The sequence below is a fragment of the Sorangium aterium genome, from assembly GCF_028368935.1.
Taxonomy (GTDB): domain Bacteria; phylum Myxococcota_A; class Polyangia; order Polyangiales; family Polyangiaceae; genus Sorangium; species Sorangium atrum.
Genome location: NZ_JAQNDK010000004.1, coordinates 236,423 through 263,415, shown reverse-complemented (window position 1 = coordinate 263,415; position 26,993 = coordinate 236,423). Strand labels below are relative to the sequence as shown.

Genomic DNA, 26,993 nt, shown 5'->3' with positions numbered 1-26,993 from the left:
ATTTCGTACGCCCGCCTTCGGGCCTGCCGCTCCGGCCGTCCCTTCACCGGTTTCAGCCAGGTGCCCCATGGGTCTGCTCGGAGACGCCGTCGCCGAGCCTGGCGCGCCGCAATCACAGGCCCCGTCACGTTGATTGCTGACGAACGCTGGCTCCTGGCGGAGGCGGACTCCGTCGGCGCGAACGATCGTCTGAACAGAATCATGATGTGGAGGCAGAATGAAGAAGAGAGAACTTGGTCATAAGCTTGGTCTCGCGGTGTGCGCGGGCGCCGCGCTCGGCCTCTCCACGGGCTGCTCGATTGAAGGCGCGTCAGACGAGCCGCTCGAGGCGTTCGAGTCGCATTCGTCCGCGATCATCGGCGGCCAGGTCGCCGAGGCGAGCCCCTGGGCCGTCCAGGTCTTCGACGTGCGCGGGAGCACCGGCGACTTCTACCAGTGCACCGGCACCCTCGTCGCGGCGCGCTGGGTGCTCACCGCGCAGCACTGCATCGCGGACGAGGGCGAGACGTCGGCGGTGCGCGTCGGCAGCAACACGTACCGCGAGGGCCGGCGCATCGCTGTCGACGCCGTCGAGGTGCACTCGGCCGACGCCGACATCGCGCTGCTCCACCTGACCGAGAACGCCGATGGACCGTTCGTCCAGCTGGCCCAGGCGACGTCGGTCGCGACCGGCAGGGACGCCACGGCCTACGGCTGGGGGAGCGAGGGCACGCCGCTGGTGATGGCGCCGTCGCTCAAGAAGGCGACCATCCACATCGACGGCTGGTACTCCGCCGAGGAGCTCATTGCGACGGGCGTGACGGGCGCGGGCTGGAGCGGCGACTCCGGTGGCCCATGGTTCGTCGACGGACGTCAGGTCGCCGTGTTCACGGCCTCGAACGGGCAGGACGGCACGAACCTGCACGCGAGGCAGCTCGGCGTCGACGTCGCGCGCCACCGCGCTTGGATCGACGCCACGATCGCCGGCGGCCCCACCGTCCACCCCAGCGGCCAGGTGGTGCTCCACGATCTCTCGAACTTCTCCGGCGTCTCGCAGGGCTTCGGGATCGGTCGCTACGACCTGCCGAACATGACGATCATCGGAGACAACCGCGTGAGCGCCATCAGGGTCCCCGCCGGGCTCCGGGTCACGGCCTTCATGCACGGCGACTTCGGGGGCGAGGCGCGCGTCTTCACCTCGGACACAAATCTCGTGGCCGCGGGCTTCGACAACACCATCTCGAGCATCGTCGTCGCGCACGCCTCGGACCCGCAGCCGGACGTGGTCACCTTCTACGAGAACGCCAATTTCTCGGGCGCCTCGGTCGTGTACGGCGTCGGCTCCTCCCTCTTTTACAGCACCCCATGGGACCAGAGGGCCAGCTCCGTCCGCGTCCCCTCGGGCTTCAGGCTGACGCTCTACAACGGGCTCTGGCGCTACTCGGCCGAGTGGCGCGTCCTCACGGCAGACGCGAACCTCGCCCCCCAGAACTTCGACAACCAGACCCGGAGCTTCCTCATCGAGCGCTTGTAGGAGCGAGCGCGCGGCGCGGCCAGCGCTCCTCGCGCCGCGAGCCGAGCGCCGAATCGTCCCCGCGCCGGCCGCGCGAGGCATGAATACGCCACCATCGCCGTAGCGATCCCGAGACTACCTGTCCATGGTCAATTCGACAGCTGTCCGCCTGGGTTGCGCGCGTTTGCCGAAACGCCCTAACAGGACGGGGATGCCTTGCGGCTGGATCCCGTCCTTCGAGGCTCGAGCTCAAGATGATTCTCGCCGGCGTTGCGCCGATGCCAGCGCTCGATCACGCTGACGAGGGCCGCGTGGATCCGGCCCAGCGCTGCCCCGAGTCCGGGTGAAGGCTCGTCGCACAGCGTCGGCGCGGCCGAGAGTCCCAGCCGATCCTGGATGATCTCCTGAGCGCGGCGAATGGATCGTGGATCCCGGCGGTCGAACCAGATGGCTTCGCCAAGCGACTCGCTGGCCTCGGGGCCTTCGTCCTCCGCGGGCCCGAGGTACAGGGTCACGGTGTGTCGTCCCACTGTGGCTGGTGGATCGATCAGCATGTTCCTGCAGCGTGCCCCGCGCTCGTGACAGAACGGTGGCGCAGGCGAAGACTCTCCGTTGCAGCGCGGCGCTCGCCCCGCAGGCCGTGGAGTGAACGTTGCCCCCGATGCACGGATAAGTTGCGGATACAGCGTCACTTTTCCGGGAGGGATGCAGATCGCGCAGGGTTCTCCGGCTCAACCAGCGCGTCCAGCATGGCTGTACGGTGGACGGCAACGACGAGGAGATTGACGTTCGGAGCCGCGCGCGGCGTCGTTCCACGCGCAGCGGGAGCCGTCGGGCATCGCGCGTCCAGGGCGGCGATCCGCCTGCGCACTGTTGGCTGTAGAGGGGGTTGACCACGGAACGGCCAGAACGGCCCTGGGGATCGAGGCGAGCCTGGAGAGGGGGGAGGGGCCAGCGCAGGTCGCGCTTGAGGCGGTTCGCTCTGGGCGGGCGCTGGCCTCGGGGAGCTCTCGTCTCGCTGGCCGATTACCGGTTATCGGCCGATCATCGGTCAGTCACGGTGCGGCGCGCAGAGGAGGCCGTTGTTGTAGTCGTCGAGCTTCGTGGCGAGCGGCTCGCCGACCGACCAGGGCGAGTTCTTGCCTCCCTCCTTCACGTTGCTGCCGAGCGGGTTCTTCTTGAGCCAGGCGTCGGCCGCGGCGATGGTGTCCTCGATGCAGCTCGACTGGTTGCCGATACCGACGTTGAGCTTGGCGACGATGAGGTGCTTCGCGATGATGTAGGTGACGTCGCCCTTCGTCGGACGGCTGATGATGTCGAGGAGCTGGGCCTTCGTGTACGTCTTGCCGCCGATGGTCAGCTGCGAGACCTTCCACGCGCTCTCGTGGTTCTTCCAGTAACCGGGGGTGCCCGTGCCGGGAGAGGCGCTCTGGCAGACGCCGCAGTCGGCCGCGCAGCTCGAGCAGTCCTCGGAGCCGGCCTTGCAGACGCCATCGCCGCAGACCGGCGGGCACTCGCCGCAGTCGGCCGCGCAGCTCGAGCAGGTCTCACCCACCGCGCAGACCTTATCGCCGCAGACCGGCGGGCAGATGCCGCAGTCGCTCGGGACCTCGAAGCAGTTCTCGCCAGCCTCGCAGACGCCGTTGCCGGGGACCGCGGGGCAAGCGCCGCAGTCGCCGGTGCAGGTCGCGCAGTCCTCGCCGTTCTCGCAGACGTTGTTGCCGCAGACCGCGGGGCAGGCGCCGCAGTCGTCCGAGCAGCTGCCGCAGTCCTCGCCGGCCTCGCAGGTGCCGTTGCCGCAGACCGGCGGGCAGGTGCCGCAGTCGGCCGCGCAGGTGCTGCAGCTCTCGCTGCCGTTGCAGGTGCCGTCGCCGCAGGCGGGCGGGCACACGTCGCAGTCGGCGCTGCAGCTGCCGCAGTCCTCGCCGGCTTCGCAGGTGCCGTTGCCGCACTGGGGCGGGCAGACGCCGCAGTCGACGGCACAGGTGGAACAGCTCTCGTCGCCGCCGCAGACGCCGTTGCCGCAGGAGAGCTGGTAGCCGAAGTCCGCGTCGAGGAGGTCTTGTGCCCAGCCGAGCGAGACGACACCCACGTTGTCGAGCCCGCCGTCGGGGTCGGCCGTCGGCTCCTGTCCGGCGAGCGGGCCGCTCGCCATGAAGTTGTCGGGCGTGATGACCACCGAGTAGGTGCCCGCCGGGAGCGTGTCGAAGAGGTAGAAGCCGGGCTGGCCGGTGTAGGGGCTGGTGCCGGTGATGGTGAAGTCGATCAGCTGGGTCCCCTGGAACAGCTCGACACGGACGCCGTTGACGCCGAGCTCGCCGGTCTCCGGCTCGTAGAGCCCGTCGGCGTCGCTGTCGAGCCAGACCGTGTCGCCGATCGACGAGTAGGTCACGTAGCCGAAGTCGGCGTCGGCGACGTTCTCACCCACGCCGAGGGACACGCCGATCGGCTCGTCGTCGCTCGTCAGGAGGTGGCCGAGCGGGAGCGTCGTGTCGTCGACGTCGACGACGTAACAGCCCGCGTTGAGCTCGGAGAACCGGTAGATGCCGTTTGCGCCGGTCACGGTCGTCTGGAGCGCGGCGCCCTCGGCGACACCGTCGCAGTTCGTGTCGCCGAAGAGGTCGACGACGACGCCGGAGATGCCGAGCTCGGAGGCGTCCTCGATGCCGTCCGCGTTCGCGTCGAACCACACCTTGTCGCCGATCGAGCCCTTCGGCACCGTGTAACAGACCTCGAGGAGAGGCCGGTAACTCAGGTCGGTGTGGGCGCTGCCCTTGTACGACGTCTTCCCGCTGGCGCCCTCCTCGAGGAGGATCCCGTAGCTCGGCGCCGTCCCGCTCACCCAGCTCTGCACCATCCCGGTGAGGTCGACGGTGGTCCACCCCGTGACGTTGGGCACGAACGAGGTGAACGCGGCGGGATCCATGCCGCCGAAGTTGTTCCACGTGACGAGCGCCTCGCTCCAGGGGGCGAGCACCTGGTGGACGTACACGGTCTTCGCGGTGCTCGTGTACGACAGGGCGTAAAATTTGGCCGACGTGACGAGAGAGCCGGCGGGGATGGGGCTCAGATCGAAGCGGAACAGGGCGCGCTTCTCTCCGACCGAGCTGGAGTACCCGGTGTTGACCTCGAAGGGGGACGGGACGTGGTAGCTCGGGGCGAGGCTCCAGATCTCCGCGTTGTAGATGTCACCCAGGACACCCCGCTTGATCACGGTGCACGTGGGAGACGGAGCGGTGGTGTTGGCGAGGCTGGTGGCGGTGATGAACAGCGTGGCGAGCGCGGCAGAAGATGCGATTACGATCTGCTTCATTGGTAGCTCCTTGAGGTCCTCACGGGTGAACCATTGCTGGAGCGTCATCCGAATAGCAGGCACCATGACACACGGGTCAGGCGAGGTCGGTTTCGCGGGCTCCGGTCGGAATGAGCCCCCGCAGGCTGATCAGGATCGGATCAAGTACGCGGGTGCTTTTGCTTCGATCGGAGAGCGGATGCGCAAGGTGACAGTGTTTAAGTTAGCAACTCAGAGATGAAGATGTCCAGATCTTTTTGAAGGCGGACGAGAAAAATGCATCGAGTTGCGAAGTGACAATTTTGGGTCGTGCGGTGACGTTTTTCGGCGTCTCACGTCGTCGCGCGTCGTCTCGCGTCTTCTCGCGCCCCGTGGGGAGGAACGCAGAGAAGAGCGCGGTCTGCCGCGTCGATGTCGCGTCGAGTTCGATGGCCAGTGCGCGGCGCGCGGTCCGCGGATTCTCGCGTGCCTCGCGCCGCGCGTTCGGCGGTGGCGCGCCACGACGCCCAGCGGCCCCAGCGGCCCTCTCCGACCCTTCGCAGGGGCCGAGGGATGAACAGGATCGGATCAGGTACGCGGGAGTGCCTGACGAGATTTGATGCAGAATGCGCACGGGACCATTTTTCAAGATAACGAGTCTTCGCGTCGCCTGTCTAGATCCTTTTTTTGCGGCGTGAGCTTTTTGTGCGGCTCTTGATCTCACATCTCGCGTGCGGCTGGGTGTTGGGTGCCGGGCGCAGCTCATCGCACATCGTTCGTCTCGCACGTCTCCCACGTCTCGCACGTCTCCCACGCTCATCGGCCACCGCGGCCGGGGACGGGCGCCTCGGGCCGTCCGCCGGCGCCCGGGCTTTGCTGAGATCGCCTGCACGCTGCGGAGCTGTGAGGTGGCCTACCGGATGAAGTACCCGACGGAGTCGCGGTCCGGGCATCACGTCCACGGGCACGTGGGGCAGGATGGTACTGGACCGCCGAAGGGCGTTTTGACGCGCTACCCTCCTACCCTCTACCCTCTTTCCCCGACAGCGTTCGGCGCGCGCTCGAGGGTCGACCGGCGCTAAGGTCGCGCTCATGACGTCCACCGTGACCCGCAACACCGGCTCCACCGTCAAGTACGCCGTCATCACGGCGGTGCTCGCCGGCCTCTCGTTCCTCTGTTTCAACGCGATGATCGGCCGCTCCGGTCCGCTGTGGCTGCTCTGTCTCGTCGGCGGCCTCGGGCTCGCGGTGTTCGCGCTCGGGTCGCTCCTGGCCGCCAAGGACCTGGCCGGCACGGCGACGTGCCCGCGCTGCCAGGCGACGCTCACGGAGATCGAGCTCAACCATACCGACGACCCGGCGTTCTGCGACAAGTGCCAGGCCGCGTACCTCGTCGACAAGCGCGTCCTCACCGTGCTCGCCGACGACTACGTCCATCCGGAGCCGGGCTTTCCAGTGCCGGTGACGAGCGAGACGATCCGCTGGCCGGAAGGCTGCTGCGTGTGCGCGAAGCCGGCGACCCGCGGCATCGAGGCGAAGGCGCATGACGGTGAGACAGGGACCAACGCGGCCGTCGCCGCGGCCGGGCTCGCGCTCGGGAGCATCGCTGTGCGCACCGGCGGCGGCACGACCTACACGCTGCGCATCCCGCACTGCGCCGAGCACGACGATGGCGCGAAGGTCGAGATCGAGAGCAACAACAAGCCGCCGCTGAAGATTCGCTTTCGCTCGTACGCCTACCAGCGCCGCTTCCTCGAGCTGAACCCGAAGCCGGCGAAAGCCGCGTAGAACCGCTTCAGCGCTTCACGCGACTCCGTCGTTTGGATCGAGCGCGCCGACCTCCTCGAGGCCTTCGACCGCGCCCGCTTCGTCGTGGAGCAACTCACGCATGTGCATCGGGATAGGCGCTCACCCCGCGGGCCCCGCCGCCGGGATGGGCGCGCGGCCGATCGCGTAAGGCAGGATTCGTGCGATGTTGCGGGCGTCGTCGATCCCGCGGTGGTGTGTCCCGTGGAGCGGGAGTCCGAGCCGCTCGAGCGCGCTCGCCATGCCGTAGCGCTGGGTCACCCCGAGCGCCGCGGAGAAGCGCTTCTTGATGTTCATGTGCCCCTGCAGCGGCAGGGGCACGCCCCAGCGGGCCGCGTCGATCTCGAACTGCTTGCGGTCGTAATCGCCCCACGAGCAGAAGAGCGCCTCTCGCTGGCCGACGAAGCGCCCGAGCGCCGCGATGGCTTCGGGGAACGTGGGCGCGGAATCGACGTCTGCTTGCGTGATCGTGGTGAGCTTCGTGCAGAACTCGGTGAGCTTCGGCCGGATGACCGGGCGCACGAAGGTGGCGAGCTCGCTCACGGGCTCGAGCGTCGCGCCGTCCACGAGGACCGCGCCGATCTCGATGATCTCCATGATGCGCTCGGGGATGCGGCCCTCCTCGTCACATGTCGCCTCCAGATCGATCACCAGGAAAAATGCAGGATCCTTTCCCATGTCCGTCCTCCTTTCTGCTGAACCTTGATACGATCCGCCCTCAGAAAATGCCCGGACACGAAACCGGACAGGCCGCTCCCGCAGGCTTTTCCTGGGAGGATTACGTCGCCTGGCTCGTCGCGCAGCACGGCTCGTTGACCGCGGTCGCCGAGCGGCTCTCCTCCCTGCGTGGCTACGAGGACGACGTCACCTCGATCGAGCGCGCCCTGCGCCGGCTGCGGACGCGTGGCCAGCGGGACGGCGGGACGTGGGGGGCGCGCGCGCTCGCGGCCTTCGGCTTGCCGGACGCGCTCACCGAGCGCGCCCGCTGGATGGGCGCCTATCACTCGCGGTTCACCGACCTGCCCCTGCCCCTCGCCCAGGACCTCTTGCGCCTCTGGGATCGACCGCCGGTGAGCGAGGATCCGACCTCCCACGTCTTCCTCGCCCTCACCCACGCCACCTGCGCGCTGCGCGGCGACGACCGCGAGGCCGGAAAGGCGCACCTCGCCCGCATCCGGCCGCTGCTCGGAAAGGCCCCGCCCGAGGCGCGGGTGGAGGCTCTGCTCACGGAGGCCTTCCTGGCGAGCCGTGATGACGTCGCGCGCGTGGCCGGCCTGCTCGACGAGATCGAGCCGCTCTTCGAGCTGCCGATGCCCGCCCACGACCGAGCCTGCCTGTTCGCCCGGTGGATCGATCAACGCGCCTTCGAGCGGAACCGCTCCTGGGGCGGCAAGCAGCCGGATCCGGCGGCTGCCGAGGCGCTTTACCGGCGCATCCCGGAGGACGGTCCGGCCTTCGCGCGGGCGCGGCGGGCGAACGGGCTGGCGTATGCGCGGTGGAAGCAGGGTTTCCCCGAGGAAGGCGCGGAGCTCGCGCGCGAGGCGTGCCGGCACGCGGGGGACGGCGGGCTCATGCGGATGCGCGCGATGGCGCTGAACATGCTGGCGCGAATCGTGGCCGGCGAGGAGGGCGCGGAGGCGAGGCGGCGGGCGATGGCGATCGCGAACGAGCTCGAGGACGAGGTGCTCAGGCTGCGGTTCGAGCGGCGAGCGGGAAACAAGGGGTGAGACGGATCATGACGCCTGCTCGACCTTCTGCATATTCTTATTCCTTCTCGGCACCGGCGGCCCCCGGGGAGAAGCTTCTGGTCGTCGCGCAGCTTCCCCTCGATCCCCTGGAGCGCGCAGGAAAAAGAAGCCGGATCGCTGCGCGAGAAAGTGTGACGCGGCGAACCGAAGCGGCGGGATCGCGAGCGTCGGAGTAGCGGCATGGGCTTGACGACCATCCCCCCGGCGGAAGGACAATCCTCCACGATGATAACGGCCCGTCCTCCTCCGATGACGGCCGAGCTGCCTCCGATGACGGCCGAGCTGCTCGAACGCACGGACGGGTACGTGGTGGCGGTGTGGCGGCGGCTCATGCTGCTGGTCTGGCGGGGCAATGCCAGCGCGGCCGGGATCGATCGCTCGCGGGAGCTCTTCGCTCGCTGGTCGGCGAGCCAGCCGGGCGGCGCGGTCTTCGTCGTCGTCCTCCCCCTTCAGCACACCCTACCGCCGGACGAGGCGAGCCGGGCCGCGATGCGGCGGGCGGCGAGCTCCCCTTCCCGGAACCTCAGGGGCACGGCCACGCTCGTCGAGTCGGAGGGGTTCATCGCCTCCTCGGTCCGCTCCATCATGATGGCGCTGACCACGGGGCGGGCGCCGAACGTCTTCCGGACGACCGGCGAGCTCGCGACCTGGGCGGCGACGCTCCTGAAGGACCCCGAGCTCACCGCCGCCGGCCTCGCGGAGGCGATCCGCGCGGCGCGCGAGGGTTGAGTCAGCCCGCGCGGCTATGCAGCGTCCCGAGCGCCTTGCGGCGCAGGACCGGTGCTCTTCCAGCGCGGCGGCCCTCGGGTGGGTGAGCACGCTGGAACATCGGTGGGCGCGCCGGCTCAGTCCTCGTCGACGGCCTGACGCCCCTTGGGAAAGACAGGCCATCGTCAACGGGACCGTCGCCGGCGCGCGCGTGAAGGGGTGATGAGGGAAGACGGCGCGCGAAGGAGCTCGACGAAGCGCGCGAGCGGAAAGCGCGCAGCCGCGTCGCGCCTGTAGACGGCCGCCCACTGCTCCGGGAGGCCCTCGCGGGTGAGGCGGCGCGCAGCGACCTCGCCGCGCGCGATGTCCGGCGCGACGGCCCACCGGGAGACGAGCCCGACGCCGAGGCCGGCCTTGACCAGATCCACGAGCGCGTCGGTGAGCGGGATGCGCGCGGCGAGCGGCATCGGCGCGCGCTCGCTGGCGATGAGCTCGCGAAGTCGCTCGACGTCGCTCCGCGGGGCGTCGTGGGTGAGGAGCTTCTCCTGACCGAGCTCGATCGCGGTGACGTACGGACGCGCGGCGAGCGGGTGCGACGGTGAGACGATGACCGTCCACTCGTCCTCGAAGAGCGGCTCGACGACGAGCGCGCGATCACGCACCGGCGAGCTCACGACGGCGAGCTCGATCTCGCCGCGGAGGAGCGCGGCGACGGGCTCGCGCCGCGCCTCGAGCACGATGCGCACGTCGACGTGCGGATGGTCCTTCGCGAGCGCCGAGAGGACCGGCGGGAGCCAGTAGTACGTGGTGAAGCACTCGACGGCGATGCGGAATACCTCGTGCCTGCGCGATCCGGCGTACTGCAGGTCCCGCTCGATACGCGCCAGATCGACGAGCATCGTGCGCGCGGCGTCGAGCAGCCGCGCGCCGGCCGGGGTGAGCTTGAGCTGGCGCCGGACGCGCGTGAACAGGACGACCCCGAGGCGGCCTTCGAGCTCGGCGAGCTGATGGCTCACGGCGGACTGCGTCAGGTGAAGGCGCGCCGCGGCGCGCGTGGGCCCGCCCTCTTCGGCGATGGCGCGGACGAGGCGGAGGTGGCGGATCTCGAGCATCTGGGACATGAGCTGCCCTCATGAAGCCATGCGAAACATGAGTTTCTCACATGCCGAGACGACGATCATAGTGGATTCATGAACACGACGACCTTCCGCCCTCAGCAAGATCAGTCCTTCGAGACCGTCGCGCCCGGCATCCAGTTCAGCTTCCTGCGCCGCCACGACGGCGGCAACGGGCTCACGGTGCTCGTTCGCATGGAGAAGGGGGCGCACGCGCGGCGCCACGACCACCCCGGCGGCGAAGAGACGTACCTCGTCTCGGGGAGGCTTCGGATCGGCGAGCGGGTGCTCTCGCCAGGCGACTACCTATGGACCGCGCCGGGCGAGCGCCACGACGGATACGCCGAGGAGGAGAGCGTCTTTTTCGTCGTCCTCCCAGGCGGCCTCGACGTCATCGACGCGCGCTGAGCGGCGGCCCTCGGGGGAAGTGCTGCGGTGAGCGCGTCCACGCCGAGGTGTCTCACGCGCGCGTCAGCACCTCGAGGAGGTCACGCCGGGTACGCGGGGAGCACGAGGTCGCTGGCGGCGCTCGTGACCATCTTCTCGAACCAGCGGGAGAGCGGGCGCGAGGTGAGCGCCCGGTACATCGTGTTGCGCAGCGCGAGCTGCACGCGGGTCGGCGGTGCGTAGAACGAGCCGACGTGCTTCGCCCCCTGCTGGCAGCGCCGGGCATACCGACGGATCCGCGCCTCGTAGCGCTGGAACGCGGCGCGATGATCTCCCTTCGCGACGGCGAGCTCACCCGCGAGCACGTACGCGCAGACCACGGCGAGGCCGGTCCCCTGTCCGCCGAGGGTGCCGCCGTAGCCGGCGTCGCCCAGGAGCACGACGCGACCGCGGGAATAGCTATCCATGTCGATCCGCCCCACGGCGTCGAAATACAGACTCGGACTCTGCCTCATCGCCTCGAGCAGACGCGGCACCTCCCACCCCATCCCCGCAAACCGCTCGGCCAGGATCGCCTTGTGCTGCGCGACCTCGCGCGGATCGTGGTCGAGCGGCCTGGAGGCGAACATCAGGAGCGCCGTTGCCTCGTCGGGGCGGCGGGCGCTCGTGATGCTGGCGGCCCGCCCCGGCTCGCTGAAGATGAGGCCCTGGTGATCGAGGCCGAGGTGGTTCGGCGCGGCGAACGTCGCCACGTAATGGCCGTGGAAGCGCAGGAACCTCGACTCGTCGCCGAACGCGAGCGCGCGCACGCGGGAGTGCAGCCCGTCGGCGCCCACGACCAGGTCGAAGCGCCGCGGCCGGCCGCGCTCGAACGTGACGTCGACGCCGCCGGGCGTCTCGGTGAGCGAGGCGATGCTGTCGTCGAACACGAACTCGGCCGCGTCCTTCGCGGCGTCGTGGAGGATGCGGCTGAGATCGCCGCGCTCGATCTCGACGTCGCCGCTCGCGAACGCCGCGGGGAGCGTGACGATTCGCCGGCCGGCCTCGTCCACCATGGCGAGATCCCGCATGTGGGTCTGATGCTGTCGAATCGCGTCGAGCACCCCCATCTCGCCGAGGACGCGCAGGTGCGTCGGCCCGCGGAAGTCCACGGCGTTGCCTCCTGCCCGCAGGGCGGGGGCGCGCTCCACCACGGTGGGGGTGAACCCGCGACGCGAGAGCCAGTAGGCGAGCGCGGGGCCTGCGATGCCTGCGCCGGAGACGAGGACGGTGCCGTTCGACATGGGGACCTCGGGGGGAAGGTTGCGTACGACGTACGCAACCTGTCGCGTACGACGTACGCACGAGCATGGCGACGACGGCGGCGCCCGGCACCCCCCCTAGGGCGCCATGGCCGAAGATTCTAGGCTAGAACAGCTGCGGCTGCGCGCTCTATCCCGGCGCCATCGCGCGCTCTTTCAACGGAACATCTGTGCTAGTACAGTCACCATGCCTCCGGTGAAGCGCGGTGCGTCGACGAACCGTCGCAAGTCGGGCGACGGACCGCCCTACGTGCAGATCGTGAACGAATTGCGCGCGCGCATCGCGTCCGGGCGCCTCCGTGCGGGCGATCGCATCCCATCGACGCGCCAGATCGTCCGCTCCTTCGGCGTCGCGCACGCCACCGCCACCAAGGCGCTGTCGACCCTGCGCCACGAGGGGCTCATCCGATCGATCCCGCGCTCGGGCCACGTGGTGGCCGAGGGCGATCGCGCGGCACGCGAGCCGTCCGAACGAGGCGGCGCCCTGACGCGCGAGCGGATCGTGCAGATCGCCATCCTGCTCGCCGACGACGAGGGGCTCGACGCCCTCTCCATGCGCGGTGTCGCCGCGAAGCTCGGCGTGCCGACGATGTCGCTCTACCGGTATGTGGAGGGGAAAGACGCGCTCGTGCTCCTCATGATCGATGAGGTGTTCGGCGAACACCCGCTGCCGAGATCGCCTCCTCGCGATCTGCGCGAGGCCCTGATCCGCGCGGCCCGCGCGCAGTGGGCGCTGTACCGGCGGCACGGGTGGCTCGCGCACGTGATGCCGCTCGCGCGGCCGGTCGCGCTGCGCAACGTGATCGCGCACGCCGAGTGGATCCTGCGAGCCATGGAAGCCCCCGGGCTCGACGCGGTGACCCGGATCGAGGCGCACATGACGCTCTACAGCTACGTTCGCGGCGTCGCCGTGAACCTAGAGTCGGAGCGCGAGGCCGAGGCGACCACGGGGATGACCGAAGCGCAGTGGAACGAATCGCAGGGGGCCGCGTTCCTGGCGATCGCGACGTCGGGGCCGTATCCGAGCTTCGCAAGGCTGCTGAACGAGCTCTCGGGCGGGTACGATTTCAACCTCGATCGCGTGTTCGAGTTCGGCCTCCAGCCGATGATCGACGGCCTCATGAAGACGCTGCGGCCGCGCGAATGAGCGGGCCCGCGACGCGAAGCCGAGCTCACGCGCGCGTCAGCACCTCGAGGATGTGCCCGTCGAGATCGCGGAAGTAGAAGCCGCGGCCGCCCTTCCGGTGGTTGATCCGGCCCATCTCCTTCGCGTGCGGATCGGCGCTGAAGGGGATGCCGGCGCGCTGGACGCGCTCGAAGATCCGGTCGAACTCCGCGTCGTCCACGAAGAACGCGTAGTGGTGCGGCTCGAACGTCTCCCGGTCGGCGAAGTCGAGCGTGAGCCCGCCGTTGATGCGCACGGGGGAGAACGGCCCGAACGGGGTGTCCACCGCGAGTCCGAACATGCGCGCGAAGAACTGCGCGGCAGCCTCCTTGTCGTGCGCGGGGACGATGGTGTGGTTGAGCTCGATCGACATCGGTGATCCCCTCCCCTCTTGCCATTCGATCCGGAGCGTGGATCGTCAAGCGGCGCGCGCGTCCTCTTCCATGCTTGACTCCCCCTGCGCGCTCCAGCCGGACAAGGCCGGGGGCGATGGGCGGCGCCCGGCCATCTCGCCGGCTCAGACCTGCGCGAGCAGCAGAGCGCCGCGCTCACGCCCGATACCGAGGGCCAGCGGAGCTCCGGCGAGACGTCCCGCGGCCCTCGGCCGCGGCGGGTGATCCATGGTTGCGATGGCAGCCCGCACGAGGCACCCTGTTTCGAGCTTGCCGCTGTGCTGATGAGGCGGCGGGGTATGGGCTGGAGGTGCACCTCATGCTGCTCGACCGATCCTTTCGACGAACGCTCCTTGCCGGTCTCCTGCTGAGCGCCGGTCCGTCAACCGCAGCCGCGCCCCTCATCGCGGCGCCGGGCTGCGCCGGGAACGACATCCGCTGCTTCGAGTGGCCCGAGGAGCTCGGGGCGTGCCTGGACCGCGACCAGGCGCGGGAGGAGCTCAACCTGATCAAGGAACGTTGCTCTGACTTGATCCTGTCGGTAGAGAGCGACGCGAAGCAGCGAGATGGCGCGTGCTGCTATGAGGTGATCTCCACGAAAGTGCCCGCTCGCTGCCACATCGCGGGCGGTGGTGGCGGCCGTGGTGGCCCGTCGGAAGGCACTGGTGGTCGGTTGGAGGGCGGTGGTGGCCAGTCGGAGGGTGGCGGCGGCCAGTCGGAGGGTGGCGGCGGCCAGTCGGAGGGTGGCGGCGGCCAGTCGGAGGGTGGCGGCGGCCAGTCGGAGGGTGGCGGCGGCCAGTCGGCGGGTGGCGGCGGCCAGTCGGCGGGTGGCGGTGGCCGGTTTTGACTGAAACTGGCTGGATCCGGCCAGTCTGACGATCCGCTCGCGTCGGCTCGCTCTTACAGCCGCTTCAGAAAGGCCACCAGGTCGCTCTTCTGATCGGCGGTCATGGCCTCGGGAGGGCCGATATCACCATCATCGTCCGGCTCCTTCTCCCCAGGTAGCGTGAGAGATGGGAATCTGGAGAGCAGGTGGTCGCTGTAGACGTCAACAACCCTTTCCAGGGTGTCCGCGGCATTGCTGTGGAAGTAGGGGGCCGTTCTCCCTATTCCACGCAGTGTCGGTACGTCGAACGCCTCAAAGTCGTTGGGGCTTCCGGTGATCATGGATCGACCCGGATCGGCAGAAAAGAGTTGTAGCCCGAAGTTCGGCCCCGCGACGGGGTTGCCGTCGCTGTCCAGATCGTCATTGAAGCCCGCGGGGCCGCCATCGCCGTCCAGGTCGTCATCGAAGCCCGGCGGGGGAGCCGGAGGCAGGTCCGCGGCGATCTCTCTTCGAGAATCGTCCGTGTAGAAGCGATACCGGTAACGTGGAAAGCTCACATCCCTTGTAAAGACATGCGAATCAGGGTCCAGCTGACCCATGAATGTTTCGTATGCTGACCCAATGTTCAGAAATTCGTTCCTGGGTTGAGCGACGAGCACCGGGGTCGGAGGATCTGTAGCTGGCACTTCATAAAGCACGGTTCCGTCGGGCTTGATGGCCGGGAAGGCCAGATCGTGAATCTCTCGATCCACGATGGTCGCCCGGTTGCCGCCCCCATGGCATGCCGCGCATATGGCATTGTAAACCTCTCGTCCCCGCTCCTCCGTCGGAGTGAGCTCGAGCCCGTCCTCCACGTCGGGCGCGCTCTCCGGGTCGCCGCCGCCGGCGAGATACTCCGCGACGCTGCGCGCCCGGTCCGAGGAGAAGACATCGCGCTCGAACGCGGCGATGCGCTCGAGCCCGCCCCGGGGAGCTTTACCGCTCTCGCTGTGCCCGGTGATGGCTCCCTGGGCTTGATCTTCGAGCGTCTCCACGCGTCCATCCAGTTGGAAAGGCGCAGTCAACGCGGAGTCAGCGATGGAGGGCACCCCCCGCCACACGAAGAGCTTGCGATCGCTGGGGGTGATCACGTCGCCATCATCGTCTATCAGGTCCACGTTGTCGGGCAACGTGAGCCACACGCGCACGAGTCCCTTTTTCAGGTGTTCGAACGTGAGCTCTTCGGCCGTGGGGTCGTCGGCGTCGATCGCGCTGAACAGCGGGTCGTCCGGGTTCGTCTCCAGCAGCCGCGCCACGTGGGCGGGTGTGAGCGTGAAGTTGTCCTCCGGTACGTGGCATGTGGCGCACGAGCGGCCGTTGGATCGCGGGAAGGGCGTGCTGAAGAGCTGCTCTCCCGTGAGGTCCTCTCTGCTCGTGCTGCTCGTGCCACAGGCGCTCGTCGCCATCAGCACGACTGCGGCCCAGCACCAAGGGCGGGTCACGAGCCGGCCTGGACGCGAGCCGCCGGACGGCTCGCGCTCTCTGCGGAATGTGTGTTGGGTCATGGTTCGTCCGTCTGAGCGAGTGGGATTGATGAGCTGGCTAGGTTTCTCAGCTCTCCCATCTGGCGCGCGGCTCTGCCGTACACTTCCGACGAGCCGGGTGTTGGTTCCGACGAGCCGTCGCTCCGCGCGCACGAGCCGGTGAGCGCTCGATTGCGGTTCTTCTTCCCGTCGTCGCGCGAGCGGCGAACGTTGTAGACCATGTCCCCGAATGGTAGCTTTCCTTCATGGAAGGCTCTGCTTCGGGTGCGCCGCTGACGCTCCACACCCGACGACGCTGGCTCCTCGGCATGGCCTCGGCCATCGGCGTCGGGGTGCTCCAGACCGCCCCTGATCTCGGCGGCGGAGAGGACCTCGTGAGCATCGTCATCAGCTTCTCGCTCTGGCTGGTCGCGGCGCCGGTGGTGCTGCTCGCCCTCGCCGTCGCCTTCGAGCGCGGCGTCGAGCGCGGTTTGAGCCCGACGAGGTTGCTCGTCGTGAGCCTCCTCGGGGCGGTCGTCGTCGGGGCCCTGTTCGCGCTCGCGTTCGTGCTCGTCTTCGAGGGGCTCCTCGGCTTCGAGCTCGACGAGAAGGGGCCGCTCTCCCCGCCGCTCGTCGCGGGCTTCGGCGCCATGATGGGCCTCGTGCTCGCCGGCGTCTGGGGGCTCGTCTTCGTGTCCCCGCACGTGACCGAACGAGCCCAGCGCCGCGCGCTCGAGACGGAGAAGCTCCGCCTCGAGGCGGAGCAACTCCGGGTCTCGGCGGAGCTCGCGCGCTTGCGCTCACAGCTCGAGCCGCACTTCCTCCTCAACACGCTCAACACCATCGCGGGGCTCGTGGTGCAGGATCCGCGCGAGGCGCGGCGCTTGATCGGGTCACTCGGAGACCTGCTCCGGGGCTCGCTGCAAGGGGAGGACGAGATGCAGCCGCTCGACCAGGAGATCACGTGGCTCAGGCGCTATGCGGAGCTCCTCGAGTCACGCCACCGTGACGCCCTGCGCTTCGACTGGGACATTCCGGCCGACGTCGGCGGCGTGCTGCTGCCGCGGCTCTTGCTGCAACCCCTGGTGGAGAACGCGGTCCAGCACGGCGCGCTGTGTCGCGCGGGCGGCGGACGGGTGACCGTGCGGGCGGCGCTCCATGAGGCTGGCGCTTCATCGAAGCTCGTATGCACCGTGACGGACAACGGGCCCGGTCTCCCGGCGAACGAGCCGCGCTCTGGCGCGCTCGGCCTCCACACCGTGCGTCGACGACTCGAGCTGAGGTGCCCTGGATCAGCGCTGCGCCTCTCGTCGTCCAGCGAAGGAACCGCTGCAGTCGTCGAGGTGCTGATGACTCGAGGAGCAACGGCGTGAGCACGGAGAGCGACGCGAAGCTGCGCACGCTCGTCGTCGAGGACGAGTGGGCAGCGCGCGACTACCTCGTCGAGCTCCTCGATGGCTCGAACCTCGCGCAGGTCGCCGGCGCCGTATCGTCCGCGGGAGAAGCACGGGAGATCCTCCTCGGAGAGGGGCGCCGCGCGTTCGATGTGGTGTTCCTCGACGTGCGCCTCTCCGGCGGTCGCAACGAGGGGCTCGACATCGCGCGCGAGCTCGCGGCGCTGCAGGGCGCTCCGCTGCTCGTGCTCGCGACCGCGTTCCACACGCATGCGCTCGAAGCCTACGATCTCGGCGTCTCCGACTACCTCCTGAAGCCCTTCACCGAGCAGCGTGTCGAGCAGTGTCTGAAGAGGCTGCGGGCGCGTGACCCGCGGCCGGAGCGCGCGGGTCCGCTGCGGATCGCCGCGCGGCGAAACAAGGGTCTCGTGCTGTTCGACCGAGACGAGGTCTGGGCGTTCGAGGCCGCGGAGCGCTTGACGCAGGTGCACACCTCCCACGGCGTCTTCGACATCGACCTCTCGCTGGCGGCGATCGAGTCGTCCTTCGGGCGGTCCTTCGTGCGTGTGCATCGCAACTGGCTGATCAACGTGGCGCACGTCAAAGAGCTCACGCGAGAGGGCGAGACCCGCGTCTGGGTGGGCGACGGTCTCGCGGCGCACGGTCGCGGTGTCCACGTGCCGGTCGCGCGTGAGCGCGCGCAACAGGTGCTCGACTCGCTGCTCGCAAACACCGCTGGATTGCGCCGAGGAAACGAGCCCACGCGATCGAGGCGGCGCGGAGATGCGTGAGCACCGCGGCCTGCCAGGGTACGACCCGGTGCCGACCGCCCTCGAACGCCGGGGCCTTTCTGCCTGGGACGCCGGAGCCACCCCGGATCGCCCGGCGTGTGGCGGCGCCCGCTGAGCCGTTGTAAACGCGGGGCGTGACCCAGGTGCGCTCGATCTTCGCCCCAGGACTCTTCGGACACCAGGTAGCGATCGTCACCGGCGGGGGCAGCGGCATCGGCCTCGCGTGCGCGCGTGAGCTCGCTTACCTCGGCGCGAAGGTCGCCCTCTGCGGCCGCCGGGCCGACAAGCTCGAGGCCGCGGCGAAGACGCTCGCGGGCGACGGCGTCTCCGGCGACGACGTGCTCGCCGCGCCGTGCGATATCCGCGAGCCGGAGCAGATCGCCGCCTTCGTGGGCCAGGTCCTCGGGAAATTCGGCCGCGTCGACGTCCTCGTGAACAATGCCGGCGGCCAGTTCCCGAGTCCGGCCATGGACATGACGCCGAAGGGCTGGGAGGCGGTCGTGCGCAACAACCTGAACGGCACCTTCTACATGACGCGCGAGGTCGCGAGGCGCGCGATGCTCCCGGCGCGCCGCGGCCGGATCGTGAACGTCACCGCGTCGGTGAGCCGCGGCTTCCCGGGCATGGCGCACACGGGCGCCGCGCGCGCCGGCGTGGAGAACCTGACCCGCTCGCTCGCCGTCGAGTGGGCGGCGCTCGGGATCCGCGTCAACGCAGTCGCGCCCGGCAGCAACATCCGGTCGAGCGGCACGTCGCAGTACGGCGACGAGCTGCTCGAGCTCGCGCGGCGCGCCACCCCGCTCAAGCGCCTCGCCGCCCCCGAGGAGGTCTCGCGGCTCATCGTCTTCCTCGCCAGCGACCAGAACGACTTCATCACGGGCGCGGTCTACGGCATCGACGGCGGGCAGCCGCTCTGGGGCGACATCTGGTCCGTCCCCGAGCCGGACGGCGCGCCGAGCGCTCCACCGGACGCGAAGGGCTGAGAGGGCGCGGCGTGACCTATCCGCCCCCGTCCCCTTCCGCCGAGCACGACGTGCCGGAGCTCATGCCCGACGCGCTCGACGACGACACGACGACGCCTTACGGGCCGCCGTCCTCCGGGATGCCGCCGTCGGCAGGGCCGCCGCCCTCCTCCGGGATGCCGCCGTCCGCAGGGCCGCCCGCCGAGCCGTCCTTCCTCGGGGACGCCGCGCGGCGCGTGCGCGACTACTTCCTCGCGCTCGACCCGACCTTCCTGTCCGCGATCGCGCCGCTCGCGCTGATCGCCGTCATCCTCTTCACGCGCGCCCCGTCGACGAACTACATCTTCGACGAGCAGGAGGCGCTCCTCGCCAACCCGTACGTGAACGCGAAGGGCGGGATCGGCTTCCTCGACGCGATCCACCGCGATTTCTGGGGGCTGCCGCCCGACCGGAGCGTCGGCTCCTACCGCCCGCTGCCGAACTTCCTCTGGCGCACGATCTGGGCTGTCACGAAGCAGCCGTTCTTCCACCACTTCTACAACGTCCTCTTCCACGCCGTGAACGGCGCGCTGCTCACGTGCGTCACGTTCTGGCTGACGCGGCGGCGCGGGCTCGCCTACCTCACCGGGCTCCTCTTCGTCGGCTGCGCGGTGCTCACCGAGGCGGTGAGCGGCATCGTGGGCATCGCCGACGTGCTCGGGGGCATGGGGGCGATCGCCGCCCTCGCCGCCCTCGCGCTGCCCGCGTGGGCGATGCCGTTCGGCGTGTTCGCGGCCGTGCTCTTCGGCCTCTTCTCCAAGGAGAGCGCGCTCGTCTGCGTGCCGCTCGTCCCGTTCGCCGCGCTGATCGCCGCGCCGCTCACCCACCCCACGCGGCCGGCGCGGTTCGTCCGGGCGCTGCTCGCGCTGCTCGCCGCGGGCGCGGCGTTCGTGCTCTACGTCGAGCTCCGGCGGCGCTGGTTCCCCGCGCCCATGCCGGCCGAGCTCGCCGCGCCGCTCCCCGAGGGCGCGCCGCTCGTGAAGCGCGCGCTCCACGAGGCGCTCGTCTGGTTCCACCAGGCGCCCCTGCCGCGCGATCCGCTCAACAACCCGCTCGGCGCCGCGGACATGCCGCACAGGATCGCCGGCGCGCTGCGCGTCTACTGGCGGGGCCTCACCCAGATCGTGTTCCCGTGGACGCTGAGCGGCGACTACTCGTACCCGCAGGAGCCGGTGCCGGACAGGCTCGTCTTCTTCGGCAGCGTCGCCGGCGCAGCGATGATGGTGCTGCCCCCGCTCGGCTCGCTCGCGCTCTGGATCGCGGCCCTCCGCCGCGAGCACCTGGAGCGGCGCGAGCGGCGCTCGGTGCGCGCCGCCTTCCTCGTCGACGGCGGCCAGGCGACGTCGCGGAGGTGGCCGCTGCTCCTCGCGGGGGCGCTCCTCGCGATCGCGGCGGCGGCGCTCGCCGCGTACGACTGGCACGTGCTCCGCCCGGCGGGGCGCGTGCCGCTGCTCCGGGCGCTGCCGCTCGTGCTCTGGCCGCTGCCGTTCCTGCCCGCGTTCCTCCTCGGGCTCGGGCTGCTTGTCGAGGGCGCGCGCCCCCTGCCCTGCCCTGCGACGGCGGACCGGAGCGCCTGGGTGCCGCTGCGCCGCGGCTACGCGGGGCTGTGCATCGCGGCGATCGGGCTGACCTGGGTCGTGGTCAGCTACTTCCCCCACTCGAACATCCCGGTCGTCCTGCCGACGGTGCGCGCCGAGCGCTTCTGGTACTTCCCGGCCATCGGCTCGTCGCTCGTCCTCGCCGTCGCCTTCTCGTGGCTCCACGAGGCGCTCGCGGGCTCGACCCTCACGCCGCGCGCGCGCTGGTCGTGGAGGGCGTGGGTGACGCCGGCGCTGTTCGTGCTCTTCTTCGGCTTCCAGTGCGCGCAGGCCTACCGGCACGCGATGGACTACCGCAACGACCTCGATTTCTGGGCGGCGACGAAGGAGGCGGTCCCGAACAGCGCCAAGGCGCACCTCAACTACTCGGTGATGAAGGGCGCCCGCGGCGACCTGGAGACCCGCCTCTCCGAGAGCAAGATCGCGATGGATCTCGCCCCGACGTGGCCGATGGCGCACGTGTACACGGGCGACACGCTCTGCCGGATGCACCGCCCCGACGAGGCCTTCCCGCATTACCAGCGCGGCATGGAGCTCGGCCCGAACGAGCTGAGCCTGATCGCGCTCGCGCTGCAGTGCCTGCACGACGAGCAGCGGCTCACGGCGCACGACGCGGAGCTCCGGCGGCTCGCGGAGGAGCACCCCGGGACGTGGCTCGCGTACCTCGCGATCGACACGCTCGACAACGGCGCGACGCACGGCGGAGTGGACCCGAAGTACCGGCCGCGCGGCTACAACGAGGGGCCGAAGGAGTGACCGCGGCCTGGCACGTCTACATCCTGCGCTGCGGCGACGGGTCGTTCTACACGGGGATCGCCCGCGACGTGGAGGCGCGCGTGGCGCAGCACGCGGCGGGGCGCGGGGCGCGGTACACTCGCGGCCGGGGGCCGCTCGCGGTGGTCCACGTCGAGGCGGCGGCCGACAGGGGCGAGGCGCAGCGGCGGGAGGCCGCGATCCGGAGGCTGGGGCGCGCGGGCAAGGCGGCTCTCGCCGCCGGGGGCCGGGAGGCAACGTGAACGTTTACGTGGTCGTCAACGGTAGCCCGTGAACGTGGTCGTGGTCGTGGTCGTCAACGGTAGGCCGTGAACGTGGTCGTGGTCGTGGTCGTGGTCGTGGTCGTCAACGGTAGGCCGTGAACGTGGTCGTGGTCGTGGTCGTGGTCGTCAACGGTAGGCCGTGAACGACCACGACCACGACCACGACCACGACCACGACCACGACCACGTAAATGTTCGGATGTAGGAGAACGCGGCGCGAGGCTTGATGGTTGCCGTGGATCTCACGCCCGGGATGTAGACTACAATCGTCGGGGTGAAGCCCTGCCCCTTCTGCGCGGAGCAGATCCAGGACGCCGCGATCAAGTGCCGATTCTGCGGCAGCATGCTCGACGAGCGAGCGCCCGTGGCTGCGGCCCCCACCGCGCCGCTCGCCCACGCTGGCAGCGCGCCCGCCCACGCCGGCGGCGCGCTCGCCCCCGCGCCAGGCGCGGCGCGCGTCCTCTTCGAGGGGACTCCGAGCTGGAAGGCGTGGTTCTGGTCCTACCTGGCGGCGGGCGTGCTCTCGCTCGTGCTGGTGGGCCTCATCTGGCTCGGCATCCTGCACTGGAAGCGCAAGAGCCTCCGCTACAAGATCACCGATCGCACGATCGACTACGAGGCCGGCCTGCTCACGCGCCGGATCGAGACCCTGCAGCTCTGGCGGGTCCTCGACATCGACCTCCGGCAGACGTTCATGCAGCGGCTGCTCGACGTCGCAGAGATCCGCGTGTTCACGAAGGACGCGAGCGACCCGGAGCTCGTCATCCGGGGGCTGCCGGCGTCGCGCGAGCTGTTCGAGGCGCTCAAGAACGCGGCGGAGCTCGCGCGCCAGCAGCGCGTGCTCGGCGTCGTGCAGTGAGCCCGCCCCACGAAGCCTAGATCGGAGCCCGACCATGCCCCCGAGGCGATCCCCTCTCGACGAGCTCCCGGACGTGCGCGACGGCCTGACCCGCGCCGAGCGCATCATCCTCTGGAAGCTCTCCGAGCTCGAGAAGGAGTTCAACGGCCGCAACGTGCCCACGGCCACGCTCTACGGCCGCGTCGTCGAGCACATCGACCTCTCGGTCCCCGAGTTCCAGCGGCTCATGCAGCGCCTCGTCGGCGTGCGCTGAGGGCGCCACGGCGCGTCGCGCCCCTCGGCGAGCTCGCAGCGCGCCCCCCGTCCTGTGACGGACGACCGCGGAGAACTCGCCGGGCGCTGCCGCCGGGCGACCCCGAGCGCCGCGCGGCGGACCTGGCGGTCGCCCACGCCGGGACGCCGGCCGTGAGCCGGCTGGACGTGCGGTGGCGCGCGCTCCTCGATCCCGGCGCAGCGCGACGGCGCGGCGGAGCAAGCTGCGCGAGGCCGCGGTGGAGCGCGACGCGCGCGGGCGCCGGGTCATCGGAGGCTGCATGGCCACGCAACCTCCGAACGCGCGGCGAGAATCCCCGATCGGCCTCTATCGCCGCCCCTCGCCGCTGCACCTCGCAGCCCCGCTCCTCTTCCGGTTCCGGGCCGGGCGAGCTGCAGCCCCGCAGGCTGACGGCGGCATGGAGGCGGGCCTCTTCGATGCGTGGATAAACGATAGAGGACGTCGGCCGTGAATGGCTCCTCGTTCCGAGGACCATCGAAGATGGTCGTGACCGACGCCTGACCCGTGGAGATTCTCCTTCTTCGTCGTCGATCTCCCACGTCGGCGGCCGGTGGACGGCAAGAGCGCGAGCGCGGAGGCCGCGCGGATCAGCGCTACGCCTTTGACGCCGGCGCCTGTGACGATGAAGACAAGATTGATGAAGCCGCGCTCAGAGCTTGCCCGTCCCGGGCTGCCACGCAGGCTCATGGGAAGACGAGCACCCCTCCGCACGCCGGAGGCTGGAGAGCGGAACAATGGCGGATCCCAAGGAAAGCGACGCGAACGAGCCTCCGAGCGGCCGAAACGTGCGGCCGATCAGCCCTTCCTTCTATGGCAACTACGCGGAGAAGTGGGCCGTGATCGTGGGGATATCCAGGTACAAAGATGCGGGCCTCAACTTGAGATACGCGGCTCGCGACGCGGAGGACCTGGACAAGCTCCTCAGGACGAGCTGCGGCTTCAAGAGCGCCAATGTCCAGCTCCTGCTCGATGAGCAGGCGACGACAGGCAGGATCACCTGGGCGCTCCGGAGCTTCCTCAAGAAAACTGCCAGGGACGATATCATCGTTCTCTACTTCGCGTGCCACGGCCAGCCGGACGTAGGGGCCCGAGGCAACATCTTCTATCTGATCACATGGGACACCGACCCCAGAGACGTCGGGTCCACGGCCCTGCCGATGCGGGAGGTGCAGAACGCCCTGAACGACTACGTGCTGGCCGAGCGAGGGCTCATCCTGGTCGATACCTGCCACGGCTCGCCGATCGGCGGCTCGACGCGGGCGCGGAGCGTCAACGCGGGCGACGTGATGAACCAGCAGGCGGAGGCGCTCAGCAAGGCACAGGCGGGGATCGCGACGATCTCGTCCACGCGAGCGAACGAGACGGCGCAAGAAGGCGCGCAGTGGGACGGCGGCCACGGCGTCTTCACGTACTTTCTCCTCAAAGGGCTGCGCGGCGAGGCCGCCGAGGACGACACCGGCAAGGTGACCGTGAGCAGCCTCTACGATTACGTGAGCAAGAACGTGACGGAGGCCACGGAGCCCGCGCCTCAACACCCCTGGATCAGCGGAAACGGCTTCGACAACAGCCTGCCGCTCGCCTGGAGGTCGACGCTCGACATCGAGGAGCGGCTGGTGCTCGGCCGCCATCTCGCCGACATCGCGCGGCTCCTGGCCGATCGGGTCAGTATGGACCTGGCCAGCGCGCTCTTCGTCGAAAACACGGTGGATCTCGGCCTCGCGCGCCTCGATGCCGGGGACGTCGACCGCGCCATCCCGATCTTCCAGGCCGTGGTGAGCCAGGGCGGAGAGGGCGCCGTCGAGTCGGCGTACTACCTGGGCCTCGCGCTCGCGAAGGCGCACGGCGAGGGCGCGGGCGCGGCAAGGCAAGCTCTCGAGCTCTTCCTCGCGAAGGCCCCCGACGACCCGCGAGCGACCTTTGCGCGCGATCTCTTGACGAATCCGGAGCGCCGCGCGAGCGCGGGCACCCGGCGCGCGCTGCTGATCGGCGTCAACTACGATGCTCGGGGAACGAGCGAGGACGTGGCGGAGGAGAAAGACGCGCGCTCGCTTCGCGAGGTCTTGATCGACCGGTGGGGCTTCGCCGCCGGCGACGCGACCTTGCTCTGCGGGCCCCAGGCGACGCGAGACGGCATCCTGAGCGCGCTGGAGAAGCTCGTCGAGTCAGCGTCCGAGGATGACGCGGTGGTCGTCTTCTACAGCGGCATGAGCGGCCCCTCGCCCGCCGGAGCCTCCATGCTCCTTCCCTACCGCGTCAGCAGCGGCGGCGCAGCAGCGGACGCCGGGCCCCCCGACGCGTCGATCGCGCAGGACGACGTTCATAGGAGCCTCCAGCGCATCCGCTCACGGCGCAAGACGCTCATCATGGACACGAACATATCGCCGAAGCTGATCGAGCTCGCCCGCGGTGCATCCTACGCCGCCCTGTTCGGCGCCGGCGCCGGACAGCATGCCATCACCGTGCCCATCGATGAGCGCTACGGCCGCCGCGGGCTCTTTTCATGGGCACTGGTCGAGCAGCTCAAGACGGCGCTACCTGGCACCACGCTGGAAGAGCTCAGGGACAGGATCGCGGCGACGATTCACGCCCGTCGGAGCAAGCGTCAGCAAGATCCGCACCTGAGCGGGACAGGACCTCTGTCCCACCGCCTCGATCCGGTGAGCATGGACCATCTCACCCTCTTCGAGCTGAGCCGGCGCCGACGCTTCGACGGGTTCGCGCGCCACGAGCTCGAGGCGCGCTCCGCTGCGGTCCTCCGCACGTTCCCCGCGCCGCCGCCCGAGCTGCACTACGCCGCCGGTCGCGGCTTCCTCGAGCAAGGAGCGTACGTTCGGGCAGCGGAGGCGCTGGCCGCGTCGGCGAGCGCGCGCGCGCCCACCGAGCCGGAGGCGCTCATGGCGGTCGGCGTCGCCCAGATCGGCGCTGGACAGCGGGAGGCCGCGGCCGGCTCGCTCCATGGATACCTCGGCGCCTTCACCCCGACGGAGCAGGCGCCGCTGGTAAAGGACGTGACCACGCTCATCGCGCGGCTCGAGCAAGGCAACCGCTTCGCTGTCATCGTCGGAATCGACGCGTATGGCCATCCGGGCGTGCCCCGCCCGCGGGGCGCGGTCAACGACGCGCACGCGCTGGTTCAGGTGCTCATCGATCGGTACGGGTTCCTGTCGGAGAACGTGCGCTTGCTCCTCGACGGCGCCGCGAGCCGCGCCGCGATCGTCGCGGCGTTCAAGGACCTCGCCGCGAGGCCGGAGGACTCTGCCGCGCTCTTCTATTTTGCCGGCAACGGCTCCTTCAACGCGAAAGGTGATCCGACGATCGTGAGCGCGGACGGGCGAAGCGAAGGCGTGCTCGACATCGCGCTGCGCGAGCTCGACGAGCTCGCCGGTCGGGGCTCGGCGCGGCTCGTCACCATCATGGACGCCGGCTGGACGAGCAGGACAATCGCTGAAGGGGCGAGGTACGTCGAGGCGGATCCGCGGCCGGTCCCGCTTCGGCGCGTCCTGATCGGGCCCCGGAGCTTCGAGGTTCCCCCCCGCGTCGGCAGGCTGACCGCGCTCAATGGATCCATCAACATGGCAAGCACGAGCGACGACTGGCCGATGGTCGAGAAGCGCATGCCCCTGTCGCCGCCCGGCTCCGGCGACGCGGTTCACGGTCTCTTGACCTACGAGATGGTCAAGGTGCTGAGAGCAGCCCAGCCGACCGCGCTGACGTGGCGAGAGCTGTTCGGGATGATCCCGGCGACCCTTAACGTGGACATCACCGGAGAGGGAATGGAGGAGATCGCGTTCGACGACAGGCTCCTGGACAGCGCCCGCGCGTGCCTCACGAACCTCGATCGCGAGCCGGCCCGCCGTGCGCTCGCCGTGCTCGAGCGCGCTGACATACCCAACCGACTCCTGTGGCGTGGGATCGCCTACTCCGTGCTTGAGAACCACAAGGACAGCATCGAGGCGCTCGAAGCGTTCATCCAGGAAAAGGAGGGGAAGCTATCGACCGCGGCGCACTATCACCTTGGCCGCGTGCTCTTCAGGAGCGGGCGTGACCTGGACCGCGCCGTGAGCGAGCTGCGCTGGGTGACGCAGCAGGATCCCAGGAACCCCGCCGCGTTTCTTTATCTGGGCAGGGCGCTCCGTGCCCGCGCCAAGAGCGACATCCGAGGGGAGGCGGCGATGGCCTACATCAAATACCTCGAGTCCGGCGCGCCTCCCGGCTACGAGGACGAGGCATGGAGTTTCCTGACAGCGAGAGGAGAGTAGCGCGCCTAGATCTAAATGGTCGAAGCGCGATCATCTCGCCAAGCTCGACGGCGATAACGAGATTGGC

22 protein-coding genes are annotated in these 26,993 nt (G+C 69.7%); 15 read left to right on the top strand and 7 right to left on the bottom strand.

Going from position 1 to position 26,993, the window contains the following annotated elements:
• The first annotated feature begins 217 nt into the window (after positions 1 to 217).
• Positions 218 to 1,513, top strand: coding sequence for a trypsin-like serine protease (locus POL72_RS32350; protein ID WP_272100412.1), 1,296 nt, complete (start codon positions 218 to 220; stop codon positions 1,511 to 1,513).
• A gap of 176 nt (positions 1,514 to 1,689) precedes the next feature.
• Here the strand turns inward: POL72_RS32350 and POL72_RS32345 are convergent, their stop codons facing one another.
• Positions 1,690 to 2,046, bottom strand: a complete 357-nt coding sequence (locus POL72_RS32345; protein WP_272100410.1) for a hypothetical protein — start codon at positions 2,044 to 2,046, stop codon at positions 1,690 to 1,692.
• Positions 2,047 to 2,543: 497 nt separating this feature from the next.
• Positions 2,544 to 4,805, bottom strand: coding sequence for an SdrD B-like domain-containing protein (locus tag POL72_RS32340; protein ID WP_272100408.1), 2,262 nt, complete (start codon positions 4,803 to 4,805; stop codon positions 2,544 to 2,546).
• A gap of 1,050 nt (positions 4,806 to 5,855) precedes the next feature.
• On the opposite strand from POL72_RS32340, the gene POL72_RS32335 reads away from it, so the two are divergent.
• Positions 5,856 to 6,551: a hypothetical protein gene (locus POL72_RS32335; RefSeq protein ID WP_272100406.1), complete on the top strand. Its 696-nt coding sequence runs from the start codon at positions 5,856 to 5,858 to the stop codon at positions 6,549 to 6,551.
• A gap of 120 nt (positions 6,552 to 6,671) precedes the next feature.
• On the opposite strand, the gene POL72_RS32330 is transcribed toward POL72_RS32335, so the two are convergent.
• Positions 6,672 to 7,247, bottom strand: coding sequence for a 3'-5' exonuclease (locus POL72_RS32330; protein ID WP_272100404.1), 576 nt, complete (start codon positions 7,245 to 7,247; stop codon positions 6,672 to 6,674).
• A gap of 47 nt (positions 7,248 to 7,294) precedes the next feature.
• On the opposite strand from POL72_RS32330, the gene POL72_RS32325 reads away from it, so the two are divergent.
• Positions 7,295 to 8,296: a hypothetical protein gene (locus POL72_RS32325; protein WP_272100402.1), complete on the top strand. Its 1,002-nt coding sequence runs from the start codon at positions 7,295 to 7,297 to the stop codon at positions 8,294 to 8,296.
• Between the two features lie 246 nt (positions 8,297 to 8,542).
• Positions 8,543 to 9,046: a hypothetical protein gene (locus POL72_RS32320; protein ID WP_272100400.1), complete on the top strand. Its 504-nt coding sequence runs from the start codon at positions 8,543 to 8,545 to the stop codon at positions 9,044 to 9,046.
• A gap of 164 nt (positions 9,047 to 9,210) precedes the next feature.
• On the opposite strand, the gene POL72_RS32315 is transcribed toward POL72_RS32320, so the two are convergent.
• Positions 9,211 to 10,146 carry a LysR family transcriptional regulator gene (locus tag POL72_RS32315; protein ID WP_272100398.1) on the bottom strand — a complete coding sequence of 312 codons (936 nt, stop codon included), beginning with the start codon at positions 10,144 to 10,146 and terminating at the stop codon, positions 9,211 to 9,213.
• Positions 10,147 to 10,215: 69 nt separating this feature from the next.
• Between POL72_RS32315 and POL72_RS32310 the strand changes: the two genes are divergently transcribed.
• Complete coding sequence (locus POL72_RS32310) at positions 10,216 to 10,548, top strand: cupin domain-containing protein (protein WP_272100396.1); 333 nt, start codon at positions 10,216 to 10,218, stop codon at positions 10,546 to 10,548.
• Between the two features lie 80 nt (positions 10,549 to 10,628).
• Here POL72_RS32310 and POL72_RS32305 read toward each other — a convergent pair whose 3' ends face one another.
• Positions 10,629 to 11,810, bottom strand: a complete 1,182-nt coding sequence (locus tag POL72_RS32305) for an FAD-dependent monooxygenase (RefSeq protein ID WP_272100394.1) — start codon at positions 11,808 to 11,810, stop codon at positions 10,629 to 10,631.
• 277 nt (positions 11,811 to 12,087) lie between these two features.
• On the opposite strand from POL72_RS32305, the gene POL72_RS32300 reads away from it, so the two are divergent.
• On the top strand, positions 12,088 to 12,975 hold the full coding sequence (locus POL72_RS32300; RefSeq protein ID WP_272100392.1) for a TetR/AcrR family transcriptional regulator C-terminal domain-containing protein: 888 nt from the start codon (positions 12,088 to 12,090) through the stop codon (positions 12,973 to 12,975).
• A 25-nt stretch (positions 12,976 to 13,000) separates the two neighbouring features.
• On the opposite strand, the gene POL72_RS32295 is transcribed toward POL72_RS32300, so the two are convergent.
• On the bottom strand, positions 13,001 to 13,366 hold the full coding sequence (locus POL72_RS32295; RefSeq protein ID WP_272100390.1) for a VOC family protein: 366 nt from the start codon (positions 13,364 to 13,366) through the stop codon (positions 13,001 to 13,003).
• Positions 13,367 to 13,704: 338 nt separating this feature from the next.
• On the opposite strand from POL72_RS32295, the gene POL72_RS32290 reads away from it, so the two are divergent.
• Positions 13,705 to 14,232 (top strand): hypothetical protein, encoded by a 528-nt coding sequence (locus tag POL72_RS32290; protein ID WP_272100388.1) that lies wholly within the window; start codon positions 13,705 to 13,707, stop codon positions 14,230 to 14,232.
• Positions 14,233 to 14,285: 53 nt separating this feature from the next.
• Here POL72_RS32290 and POL72_RS32285 read toward each other — a convergent pair whose 3' ends face one another.
• A complete protein-coding gene (locus POL72_RS32285; protein WP_272101786.1) occupies positions 14,286 to 15,656 on the bottom strand; it encodes a cytochrome c peroxidase in 1,371 nt (456 codons plus the stop codon).
• A gap of 323 nt (positions 15,657 to 15,979) precedes the next feature.
• Here POL72_RS32285 and POL72_RS32280 point away from each other — a divergent pair, with 323 nt between their 5' ends.
• From POL72_RS32280 to POL72_RS32245, 8 genes are all read left to right on the top strand, one after another.
• Complete coding sequence (locus POL72_RS32280) at positions 15,980 to 17,086, top strand: sensor histidine kinase (RefSeq protein WP_272100386.1); 1,107 nt, start codon at positions 15,980 to 15,982, stop codon at positions 17,084 to 17,086.
• Positions 17,083 to 17,898 carry a LytR/AlgR family response regulator transcription factor gene (locus tag POL72_RS32275; RefSeq protein WP_272100384.1) on the top strand — a complete coding sequence of 272 codons (816 nt, stop codon included), beginning with the start codon at positions 17,083 to 17,085 and terminating at the stop codon, positions 17,896 to 17,898. The genes POL72_RS32280 and POL72_RS32275 overlap by 4 nt, the downstream gene beginning before the upstream one ends.
• 134 nt (positions 17,899 to 18,032) lie before the next feature.
• Positions 18,033 to 18,881 (top strand): SDR family oxidoreductase, encoded by an 849-nt coding sequence (locus POL72_RS32270; protein ID WP_272100382.1) that lies wholly within the window; start codon positions 18,033 to 18,035, stop codon positions 18,879 to 18,881.
• Between the two features lie 11 nt (positions 18,882 to 18,892).
• The gene (locus POL72_RS32265) at positions 18,893 to 21,253 is read left to right on the top strand and encodes a tetratricopeptide repeat protein (RefSeq protein WP_272100380.1); all 2,361 of its coding nucleotides are present in this window, start codon (positions 18,893 to 18,895) and stop codon (positions 21,251 to 21,253) included.
• A complete protein-coding gene (locus POL72_RS32260; protein ID WP_272100378.1) occupies positions 21,250 to 21,513 on the top strand; it encodes a GIY-YIG nuclease family protein in 264 nt (87 codons plus the stop codon). Before POL72_RS32265 ends, POL72_RS32260 begins: the two co-directional genes overlap by 4 nt.
• A 295-nt stretch (positions 21,514 to 21,808) precedes the next feature.
• Positions 21,809 to 22,393 (top strand): PH domain-containing protein, encoded by a 585-nt coding sequence (locus tag POL72_RS32255; protein WP_272100376.1) that lies wholly within the window; start codon positions 21,809 to 21,811, stop codon positions 22,391 to 22,393.
• Between the two features lie 34 nt (positions 22,394 to 22,427).
• The gene (locus POL72_RS32250; RefSeq protein WP_012233609.1) at positions 22,428 to 22,646 is read left to right on the top strand and encodes a hypothetical protein; all 219 of its coding nucleotides are present in this window, start codon (positions 22,428 to 22,430) and stop codon (positions 22,644 to 22,646) included.
• A gap of 755 nt (positions 22,647 to 23,401) precedes the next feature.
• Positions 23,402 to 26,926, top strand: coding sequence for a caspase family protein (locus POL72_RS32245; protein WP_272100372.1), 3,525 nt, complete (start codon positions 23,402 to 23,404; stop codon positions 26,924 to 26,926).
• Positions 26,927 to 26,993 lie beyond the last annotated feature (67 nt).